This is a genomic window from Nostoc sp., from assembly GCF_036917935.1.
Taxonomy (GTDB): Bacteria; Cyanobacteriota; Cyanobacteriia; order Cyanobacteriales; family Nostocaceae; genus Nostoc.
The window spans coordinates 416,667-428,102 of sequence record NZ_JBALEL010000051.1 but is presented as its reverse complement, the minus strand read 5'-3'; the positions used below and the strand labels follow the sequence as shown (position 1 = coordinate 428,102).

Annotated in this window: 4 protein-coding genes; 3 read left to right on the top strand and 1 reads right to left on the bottom strand. The window is 43.4% G+C overall.

The annotated features are described in order from the left end of the window. Positions 1-95: 95 nt before the first annotated feature. Positions 96-239 carry a hypothetical protein gene (locus V7K62_RS22420; RefSeq protein ID WP_334867950.1) on the top strand — a complete coding sequence of 48 codons (144 nt, stop codon included), beginning with the start codon at positions 96-98 and terminating at the stop codon, positions 237-239. 227 nt (positions 240-466) lie between these two features. Here V7K62_RS22420 and V7K62_RS22415 read toward each other — a convergent pair whose 3' ends face one another. Further along, positions 467-676, bottom strand: a complete 210-nt coding sequence (locus V7K62_RS22415; RefSeq protein ID WP_334867948.1) for a hypothetical protein — start codon at positions 674-676, stop codon at positions 467-469. A gap of 134 nt (positions 677-810) precedes the next feature. Here V7K62_RS22415 and V7K62_RS22410 point away from each other — a divergent pair, with 134 nt between their 5' ends. Next, on the top strand, positions 811-6,255 hold the full coding sequence (locus tag V7K62_RS22410) for a trifunctional serine/threonine-protein kinase/ATP-binding protein/sensor histidine kinase (RefSeq protein ID WP_334867946.1): 5,445 nt from the start codon (positions 811-813) through the stop codon (positions 6,253-6,255). Between the two features lie 229 nt (positions 6,256-6,484). After that, entirely contained in the window at positions 6,485-11,338 is a 4,854-nt protein-coding gene (locus V7K62_RS22405; RefSeq protein WP_334867944.1) for a non-ribosomal peptide synthetase, read from the top strand. The last annotated feature ends 98 nt before the right edge of the window (positions 11,339-11,436 follow it).

The following is an 11,436-nucleotide window of genomic DNA, read 5'->3' as shown; positions in this document are numbered from 1 at the left end:
CTGGGTATAAAACTGCTCAGAAGCTTCTCAATCGTTTCATTGCTGAACTAATCGGTTCAGTTTAGCTGTTTGGGGAATTCGCCAACAGTATCCGAATGTTAATGCATCGCTTTCATCGGTTATTAGACGCAGATGATGGACATCAAAGCCCAGCCGTTTTAATTACTTCGGCAACTTCATTTTTGGAAGCTAGTCCCGCCTACCACATTAACGCTGCAAATACTCCGCCCAATTATTAACGACTGGTTTACAAATTATCTCAGACCTTTTGCAATAAAAGAAGACATATCAACGAATATACTTGACCGTTTGGAAGATTTGCAAGAAACAGGAGAACTTATGAAAATTTCTCCATTTAAATCTCAGAGGATGAATGAACAAGTCCTCTTCTTGGTAGCAAATACTTTGAGATCCCCCTAAATCCCCCTTAAAGAAGGGGGACTTTGAGAGAGGTTGCCCCCCTTTTTTAAGGGGAGCCAGCGCGGTCTTCTCCCTTGGCGCTAGCCTCTCCCTTTGGGAGAAGGGGAGACGCTAAAAGCGATAGCGCAGCGTTAGCGAGTCCGCGTTCGCGCAGCGTCTCGTAGAGAGCGTCTGGGGGTTTCCCCCATGAGCGACTGGCGTGGGTTAGGGGGGATCTAGAAGTGCCTAAAATCACAGCCAACCACTTTTCAAACATCCTCTCAAGTATTCCCTTGGAATTGGTCTAAACAAACAGATACAACTCAGCCAAAAGATCGGAATGTTTATTCTGCCAAATTTTTGGGAAATATAAAAATTATAAACTTCTTCTATAGATTTTAACTTGACGCTATGACGACACTGGCAGCAATCCCCTACTCGAATCCATTGCCGTACCTCCCTGGTTATGCCATTGTTGAGCAGCTCTATGCAGGTTCTCAGACAATAGTTTATCGAGCAGTGCAGGAGTCAAGTCAGCGTCCAGTGGTGATTAAACTATTACGGCAAGACTACCCCACCTTTAGCGAATTATTACAGTTTCGTAACCAGTATACAATTACCAAAAATCTTAACATTCCTGGCATAATCCATCCATTAAGCCTAGAAGCATACGGTAACAGCTATGCCTTAGTGATGGAAGACTTTGGCGGCATTTCCCTACGGGATTATACCCAAAATTATTCCCTATCTTTACGGGAAATTTTAGAAATAGCCCGGCAAATTGCTGATATTCTCCATGATATCTGCCAGCATCGAGTCATCCACAAAGATATCAAACCTGCTAACATTCTGATTCATCCAGAATCGCACCAAGTCAAGCTGATTGACTTCAGCATTGCCTCTCTCCTCCCGCGCGAAAACCAGGACATCCAAAATCCCAATGTTTTGGAAGGAACCCTTGCCTATCTTTCCCCAGAGCAAACCGGACGAATGAATCGTGGTATTGATTACCGCAGTGACTTCTATGCTTTCGGGGTGACATTGTACGAACTTTTGACCGGACAATTACCGTTTGAGTCCCATGACCCAATGGAGTTAGTACACTGTCATTTAGCCAAGCTCCCACTCGCCCCACACAGCATTAATCCAGAAATTCCCGCGATCGCCTCAGAGATAGTATTGAAGTTGATGGCGAAAAATGCCGAAGATCGGTATCAGAGCGCCTTGGGTTTGAAGCATGACTTAGAATGCTGTCTCAATCAATGGAAAGCAACAGGTAGAATAGAAACCTTTGTCTTGGGACAACGGGATGTGTGCGATCGCTTCATTATCCCCGAAAAACTCTATGGGCGAGAAACAGAAGTTGCAATCTTGCTCAAAGCTTTTGAGCGCGTCGCTAATGGCAGTTCCGAAATGATGCTAGTCGCAGGATTTTCCGGGATTGGTAAAACGGCGGTGATCAATGAAGTCCATAGACCGATTGTCAGACAACGCGGTTACTTCATCAAAGGCAAGTACGATCAGTTACAGCGTAATATTCCGTTCAGTGCCTTGATGCAAGCCTTTCGTGATTTGATGGGACAACTGCTGAGTGAGAGTAATCTCCAATTGGCGGCGTGGAAAGCGAAAATTTTGGCGACTGTGGGTGAAAACGGCAAAGCGATCGTTGATGTGATTCCTGAACTAGAGCGAATTATCGGTCAACAGCCGCCAGTCCCGGAACTATCTGGTAGTGCTGCCCAAAATCGTTTCAATTTGCTCTTTGAGAAATTTATCCAGGTTTTCACCACCCCTGAGCATCCCTTGGTGATGTTTCTAGATGACTTGCAATGGGCAGATTCGGCTTCTCTGAACTTGCTGCAATTATTGATGAGTGAAGCCAGTTCTGGATATTTACTCATTCTGGGTGCCTATCGAGATAATGAAGTGTTTCCGGCTCATCCCTTGATGCTGACGCTGGAACAGATTCAGCAAGCCCAAGCTACCGTCAATACGATTACCCTGGAACCCTTGGTGGAAATAACGGTGAATCAGTTGGTGGCAGACACCTTGAGTTGTCCCAATGAACTGGCTCAACCCCTGACGCAATTGGTATATCAGAAAACCAAAGGGAATCCCTTTTTTACAACGCAGTTTCTCAAAGCACTCCACGAGGAGGTTTGGATTCAGTTCCACCCAGAACTGGGTTACTGGCAATGTGACCTAGCTTCAGTGCGGCAGTTGGCATTGACCGATAACGTGGTAGAGTTCATGGCATTGCAGTTGCAGAAACTTCCGGTGGACACACAGGAGGTTTTGAAACTGGCGGCTTGTATTGGCAACCAATTTGATTTGAAGACCTTGGCAATGGTCTCTGAAAAATCAATTATTAATATAGCAACCAACCTATGGACGGCGTTACAAGAAGGGCTGATTCTCCCCATTAGTGAAACCTACAAGTTCTTCCAATCAAATAACTCAGACCACATTGATCGCGGTGGTGAGATTACCGTTCCTTCTTATAAATTCTTGCACGATCGCGTCCAACAAGCTGCCTACGGTCTGATTCCAGAAGATCAAAAACAGTCTACCCACTTCAAAATCGGGCAACAACTGTGGGCAAATACGCCTGAAGCAGAGCGGGAAGGGAAAATTTTTGAAATTGTCAATCAATTGAATTACGGTCTGAGATTGACATCTCAAAAAACTTCTCCCGAATTGTTGAATGCACAAAATGGTGACGAAATCTCCAGGCTGCAAGAATTGGATCTAGCTCAACTGAACCTGCAAGCAGGACAAAAAGCCAAAGCAGCAACCGCCTATGAAATGGCAAGTAAATACTTCACAGCAGGGCTGGCAGCGCTCCCAGAAAACGGTTGGGAACATCATTACGACCTGACCCTTGCCCTTCATACAGAAGCGGCTGAAATTGAGTATTTGACTGCCCATTTCAAGCAGGCAGAACGGCTTTCAGAAATTGTTCTTCAGCACGCCCAGGATTTGCTGCAAAAGGTGAAGATGTATGAAATTAGGATCTATTTCTACATTGCTCAGAATCAAATGCAAGCAGCGATCGACACCTCTCTAAAAGTGCTGGAGTTCTTGGGTGAACCACTGTTTATAGAACCCCCACTGGAGTTAGTGATTGAGGATTTAATTAACCTGCCAGAGATGATCGATCCGCACAAGTTAGCAGCCATGCGAATTGCGATCGCAATGGTCACTCCCAGCCTGAACGCTAAACCAGATATGTTACCACTGATTGCTTACACATTAGTGAACCTATCGATTCAATTTGGCAACTCGGCATTTTCGGCATTTGGCTACACCTTTTATGGTCTGGTTTTATGTGGTAGCCCAACTGGAATTGAAAGAGGCTATCGGTTTGGACAATTAGGATTAAAATTGCTGGAGCGCTTCAACGACAGAAATTTGTATGCAAAAGTAACTAATATTTTTGATGTGTTTGTGCGGCACTGGCGGGAACACGCTCGCAAAACGATCGCTCCCTTACGTGAAGCTGTTCAGGTTGGATTAGAAGTGGGTGATATAGAGTATGCCTGCTACAACGCCACCTCCTACTGCAACTATCTTTTCTTCGTCGGTGAGCCACTGGAGCAGGTGAATCAGCAACAGCAAAAATATATTGATCTGTTGTTGAAATTTAAACAAGAGTATCAAATTTACTTCGGGCAGATTTGTCGTCAACTCGTGTTGAATTTGATGGGAGCAGCAGAAGATCCCCTAATATTGGTTGGGGAGAGTTTCGACGAGCGGAAAATGCTGCCGATTTTAATTGAAACTCAAAACGGAACTCTCCTGTTCTTACTGCATCTGGCAAAGACCATTCTTCTGTTCATCTTTCAGGACGAGAAGCAGGCACTCATCCATGCTCAAGAAGCCGAAAAATACCAGGGAAACATGGTTGGCTTCTTGCAGTTTGCGGAACATAATTTCTACTACTCCCTCGCTCTTTTGGCTACCTGTTCAAATGGCAATGAGGCAGAGCAACAATGGGCACTAGAAAAAGTTGCAGAAAACCAGAAATTGATGAGTCAGTGGGCGTTCCACGCTCCCGCCAATCATCAACACAAATACGATTTAGTTGAAGCAGAGCGGGCAAAAATTTTGGGCCATTTAGACGCAATGACCTACTATGACAAAGCCATTCAGGGGGCAAAAGAAAACGGCTATATCCAAGAAGAAGCACTCAGCAATGAGCTGGCTGCCAAATTCTACCTTGCTTGGGGCAAAGAGAAGGTGGCCGCAGACTATATGCAACAAGCCTACTACTGCTACGCCCATTGGGGTGCAAAGGCGAAAGTTGCCCATTTAGAACAAGAATATCCGCAACTACTAACAACCCTTCTCCAACCGCCTAATTTTGCCATCACATCTGCGGAAACCATCGCCTCAACTTTGATGAGAAGTGTAACTAAAAGCTCTAGCAACCAAAATTTATACTTAGATTTGCAAGCGGTGATGAAAGCCGCACAAGCCATTTCTCAAGAAATTGAATTAGAGAAACTGTTGGCAACCTTGATGGAGATCGCGATCGCTAATGCTGGCGCACAAATCGGTCATTTAGTTCTTCGCCAAGAGGAACAATGGTTAGTTGTAGCTCAAGCCGATCAACAACTGGTAAAAACCTTAGAAATTCCCCTGGAGCAATACCCAGAAATTCCCCAAAGTTTGATTTATGCAGTAGCAAGAACTCAAGAGACGGCTGTGTTTGAAGACTTGAGTGATTCAGTGCAATTTGCCAGCGATCGCTACATCATCACTCACCAGCCTAAATCAGTTTTGTGTACGCCAATTAGTCGGCAAGGAAAACTCATCGGTATTTTGTACCTAGAGAACAACTTAACTTTAGGCGCTTTTACTAGCGATCGCATCGAGATTCTCCAACTCCTAACTAGTCAAGCCGCTATCTCTGTGGAAAATGCCCGTCTGTATCAACAAACCGAAAACTATTCTTACACCCTAGAAGCAGAGGTAGAATACAAAACCCAAGCTCTCAACCAAAAAGCCCAAGATTTAGAGCAGACCTTGAAAAAATTGCAGCAAACTCAAGGACAATTAATTCATAGCGAAAAAATGTCATCCCTCGGTCAATTGGTAGCTGGTATTGCTCACGAAATTAACAATCCAGTTAATTTTATTAAGGGTAATCTCACCCATACAGAAAATTACATTCAAGATATGATGCGTTTGCTGATACTTTATCAGCAGGAATATCCCCAACCTAATCCAGCTATTCAAGCGATGAAGGAAGAAATTGAGCTTGATTTTCTGTTTGAAGATGCCAATCAAACCTTAGAATCTATGAAGGTTGGTAGCGAGCGCATCAGCAAAATTGTCCAGAGTTTACGCAACTTTGTTCGCTTAGATGAAGCCGAAATCAAAGCTGTAGATTTACACAGTGGTATTGAAAGCACGCTGTTAATTTTGCAACATCGCTTACAAGCTTTTGAAAATCAACCCGAAGTGCGCGTCATTAAGGAGTATGGCGATCTACCTTTAGTTACTTGCTATCCTAGCCAGTTGAATCAAGTCTTCCTGAATATTATTAACAATGCCATTGATGCGATTCGAGATAATCTCCAAAGCAGCGAACATCCAGAAATTCGGATTTGTACTGGAGTGATAGATCGTGAATGGTTACGAATTGCGATCGCCAATACAGATAGTACGATTCCTGTAAGTCTGCAAGAGCGGATTTTTGAACCGTTTTTTACCACAAAACCCGTTGGCCGTGGTCAAGGTTTGGGGTTATTTGTCTGCTATTCCATTATCCAACAACATCGCGGTACTTTAACTGTGCGTTCTCAGCCCACTGAGGGAACTGAATTTGAGATTGTTCTCCCTATCTATTGAACAATTACAGCGTTTTTCAGGTAAATGAAGTACACACGTAGGGGCACAGCAGTGCTGTGCCCTTCAGATCATCTGCACCTCACGCCTGTTGCAATCTGCTGTAATTCTTACGAAATACCCACTCTGCTTTCATTCCTCTAAACTCATACCAAGTAGAAACTTTTCATTGTGACTAGCCATTTTAAGTATTTGTAAATAGAATAGTAGTATCAAAAAATACTATTTTGGCATGAAAAATTCTACTGAAAGTTCTCAACAAGACCTCAGTCTACCCAAGATAGAAGTAGACCAGCTGCTTCTGGAATGGCATCAAAATCCAGCAGTTTACGTAAATGATATATGCATCCATCAGTTGTTTGAATATCAAGTAGAAAAAACACCTGAGCAAATTGCGGTCATTTTTGAAGACAAACAAGTTTCTTATCAAGAACTTAACCAGCGAGCTAATCAACTAGCGCACTATCTACAGACCCTGAATGTCCAACCTGAGGTTCTAGTTGGTATTTGCCTGGAGCGATCGCTGGAAATGATTGTTGGACTATTAGCCATCCTCAAAGCAGGCGGAGCTTATGTCCCCTTAGATCCAGCCTATCCCTCAGAGCGCCTAGCTTTAATGCTAGAGGACTCACAGTTATCGATACTACTGACAAAACAAAATTTACTTTCAAAGTTTCCAGAGTATCAGGCCCATATAGTTTGTCTAGATAGTGATAGTGAGGCAATTACTCAACAAAACCAGGAGAATCTGATCAGCCTAGTTACAGATAAAAACCTGTCTTATGTAATTTACACCTCCGGTTCGACTGGTAAACCGAAAGGGGTAGCTATTGAACATCACAGCACAGTCGCTCTGTTGCATTGGGCAAGAGAAGTTTTTACAACAGAGGATCTAGCTGGAGTGCTGGCCGCAACATCTATTTGCTTCGATCTCTCAGTTTTTGAAATATTTGTTCCCCTCAGTTGGGGTGGTAAGGTGATTTTGGCAGAAAATGCCTTGTATTTACCTACCTTACTTGCCGCTCAACAAGTCACTCTAATCAATACAGTGCCATCTGCGATCGCAGAGTTACTGAGAATTCAAGGTATACCCGCTTCTGTTCGCACCGTTAACTTAGCAGGTGAACCTCTGCAAAATCGTTTGGTGCAGCAGATATATGCGTTGGACAATATTCAAAAAGTCTTTAATCTATACGGCCCTACAGAAGATACGACCTATTCCACATTTGCCTTGGTGAAGAAAGGTGACAGCATCGTGACCATTGGTCGTGCGATCGCCAACACATACTGTCTTCTGTTGGACGAACAAATGCAGATAGTACCCACAGGTGTTTCTGGAGAACTATACATTGGCGGTCAGGGACTAGCCAGAGGCTATCTCAACCGTCCAGAACTGACAGATCAGCGATTCATCCCCGACCCATTCATTAGTGAGCCTGGTGGAGACACCAAACAAATGGTCAAAAAACAACGCCTCTACAAAACAGGCGACTTAGCTCGCTACTTACCAGACGGCAACATTGAGTATATTGGGCGCAATGACCAACAAGTAAAGATTCGCGGCTTCCGTATTGAGCTAGGAGAAATTGAAACTGCACTGTGGCAACATCCTGATGTGCAAGAAGCTGTAGTGATTGCTAAAGAATTTTCCCCTAGTGACCAACGCTTAATAGCTTACGTAGTTCTCAAGCCCGAATCATCAGACACGAATGTTGGTAATTTACGCCGTTTTCTCAAACAGAAATTGCCTGACTACATGATCCCTGCTCGCTTTGTGCAATTGAGTGCTTTACCATTAACAGCTAACGGAAAAGTTGATCGTCAGGCGCTCCCAGCAACCGTTCAAACTTTCAATGCAAATGAGAAGTTTGTTGCTCCTCGCACTCCTATTGAGGAACGAGTAGCAGAAATTTGGTCTAATGTATTGGGTCTAAAAAACATTGGCGTTCATGACAATTTCTTAGCGTTGGGAGGACATTCCTTACTAGCCTTTCAGATCCTCTGCCGTATCCGCGATATCTTTCAAGTTGAGTTGCCAATGCGGCATTTCTTTGAAACGCCCACCATCTCTGAAATAGCTGACAGCATTATACAAGCACAACAGGAAGACAGAGGATGTTCTGTTGTGCCAATACAATCCATTGGGCGCGATGACGATTTACCGCTTTCCTTTGGGCAAGAACGGTTGTGGTTTCTTAACGAGTTAGTACCCAACCATGCTTTTTACAATGTTTCCGAAGCCTTTCGCCTCAGAGGTGTACTCAACTCCACAATATTAGAACAGAGTTTGAATGAAATTATCAACCGCCATGAAATCCTCCGAACTACCTATTCCAGTTTGAAGGGACAACCCATACAGGTCATCCACTCAACTTTTCCGATCAAACTCTTAGTTGTGAATCTCCAAGGGCTGTCTCCAGACGATCGGGAATCTCAAGTCCGCCAGATCATCCTTGAAGAAGCCCAACGTCCTTTCGATTTAGTTCAAGGGACATTGCTGCGAACAACATTGCTGCAATTGAGTTCAGAGGAACATATATTCCTCCTCAACCTACACCATATTCTTTGTGATGATTGGTCTTTAAGTGTTCTTTTCGAGGAACTGTCAACTCTGTATCAAGCTTTTTCCACTGGCAACCCCTCTCCTCTTCCTGACTTAGCTATTCAGTATGCAGACTTTGCTGCTTGGCAACGGCAATGGCTGCAAGGTGAAATTTTAGATAATAAGCTTGCTTATTGGCAGCAACATTTGAGTGGCAGTCTACCCATATTAGAATTGCCCAGCGATTATCCACGACCATTGGAGCCAAGATATCAAGGGGCCCGCCAATCGGTTCTTATCCCCAAATCCCTAACAGATGCCCTGAATGTTCTCTCGCGCCAAGAGGGTACTACCTTGTTTATGACCTTGTTGGCAGCATTCCAGACACTCCTATTTCGCTACACAGGGCAAGAAGACATTTTAGTAGGTGCTCCTATTAGCAACCGCCACCGTTCTGAATTAGAAGGACTAATTGGGTTTTTGCTCAATACTTTGGTATTGCGAACGAACTTGTCTGACTCCCCAAGTTTCCGGCAGTTATTAGGCCGAGTCCGGGAAGTAGCTTTATGGGGTTATACCTACCAAGACCTACCGTTTGAGAAGCTCGTTGATGCCCTACAGATCGAGCGGGACTTGAACCAGAATCCACTGATTTCAGTGATGTTTAATCTTCAGAATACCCCAAGGCCTAAGCTGACTGTTCCCGGATTGACAATGAACCGTCTGGAAATTGATAACGGGACATCCAAGTTCGATCTATACCTCGAACTGCGCGAGACAGCAGCAGGGATATCGGGCAACTTGGAATATAATACTGACCTATTTAAAGCTGAGACGATCGCTCTGATGGTGGAAAATTTTTCTACTCTATTACAGAGTATTGTCTCTAACCCAGACCAGACAATTTCCAACTTACCCCTGTTAACATTCCCTAGCGATCGGCTAATTTTGGGCGATCGACAAACTAAGCGGATATACAACGGCAATATAGATATTCGCAGTCTACCAGAGGCGGAAATGGATAGAAGCGATTTGAAAGCAGCATTTGTCGCACCTCGTACTCCAATTGAGGAACAAATGGCTGAAATTTGGAGCAGAGTTCTGGCGATCGCAGAAGTTGGGATTCATGATAATTTCTTTGAGCTTGGTGGTAATTCCCTGCTAGCATCTCAGTTGATTTTTTTTGTCAGAGAAACCTTTCAAGTCGATTTACCGCTAAAAACCCTGTTTGAGAAATCCACTATAGAAGCGCTGGCTCAGGTAATAGAGACAGTGCGTCGAGTTGGCGTTTCTGCTTTAACCAGTGCGATCGATCTAAAATCTGAGGTAGTACTCGATCCCGCCATCGATGCTCAAGGAAGGCCTGTTGCTCAGGTCAATGAATTGCGTCATGTTTTTCTCACAGGAGCTACAGGCTTTTTGGGGGCTTTTTTACTTGATGAACTGCTACATCAAACTCAAGCAAAAATATACTGCCTGGTGCGCTCCCCGAACGAGCATGAAGGGTTAAAAAAGATTCAACAAAACCTAGAAAAATATTCCCTCCATCACCCAAACTTTAGCTCTCGTATGATTGCGATTCCGGGAGACTTAGAACAGCCATATTTGGGTCTTTCTAGCAAACAGTTTGAAAAGCTGGCTCTGGAAATTGATGCTATTTATCACAGTGCTGCCCAAGTCAATTTTGCTAAACCATACTCTGTAATCAAGAAATCCAATGTTCTCGGAACTCAAGAAGTTCTCAGATTAGCTTGTCTGGGTAAAATTAAACCAATGCATTACATTTCTACCATTGCTGTTTTTGGTGCAATCAGCCATTTTACAGGACTAAAAGTAGTTTATGAAGATGACGATATCGAGCCTTGTAAAGACTATGTTGCTCTGGATCTTGGCTATGCTCAAACCAAATGGGTAGCCGAAAATCTTGTCTGGGTTGCCAAGTCTAGGGGAATACCTGTTAGCATCTACAGAACAGGATTTCTCATGGGACATAGCGGTACAGGTATTGCTCATACAAAAGATGCTTTTGTGCCTAGAATTATTAAAGGATGCATACAGCTTGGTAGTTATCCGGAACTCATAGATCAAAAAGAAGAATTGATTCCTGTGGATTATGCCGCTAGAGCAATTGTCCATTTATCCAAAAAGCAAGAATCTCTAGGAAAAGCTTTCCATATAGTACCCCCACCAGACCAAAATATTGGACTCATCGAGCTTTTTGAGTTTATTTGTTCTTCTGGTTACGAACTCAAGAAGTTACCATATACTCAGTGGAAAGATGAGCTAATTGCAAATTTCAGGCACTCTCAGGAAAATGTTTTACATCCGCTTTTACCGATGATGTCTGAAAAAGTCTATAAAAATTCTTTGACAATCATGGAGTTGTATCAAAATACAGTTGATTATGACTATCAGAATACCCTCAAGGGATTGGCAGATTCTGCAATTGTTTGTCCACCAATGGATGTTAAACTCCTAAATAAATACTTATCATATTTCGTTAGTAGTGGTTTCTTAAATTCACCACCTTTAAGACAGGAGTAAATGTTCACGCTATAATTTTCAGCTTAACATTCCTTTATCTAACTCACTCAAAGGAACAAAGATTAGTGAGATTAACCCTTTTCTGTCATTCTCCGTAA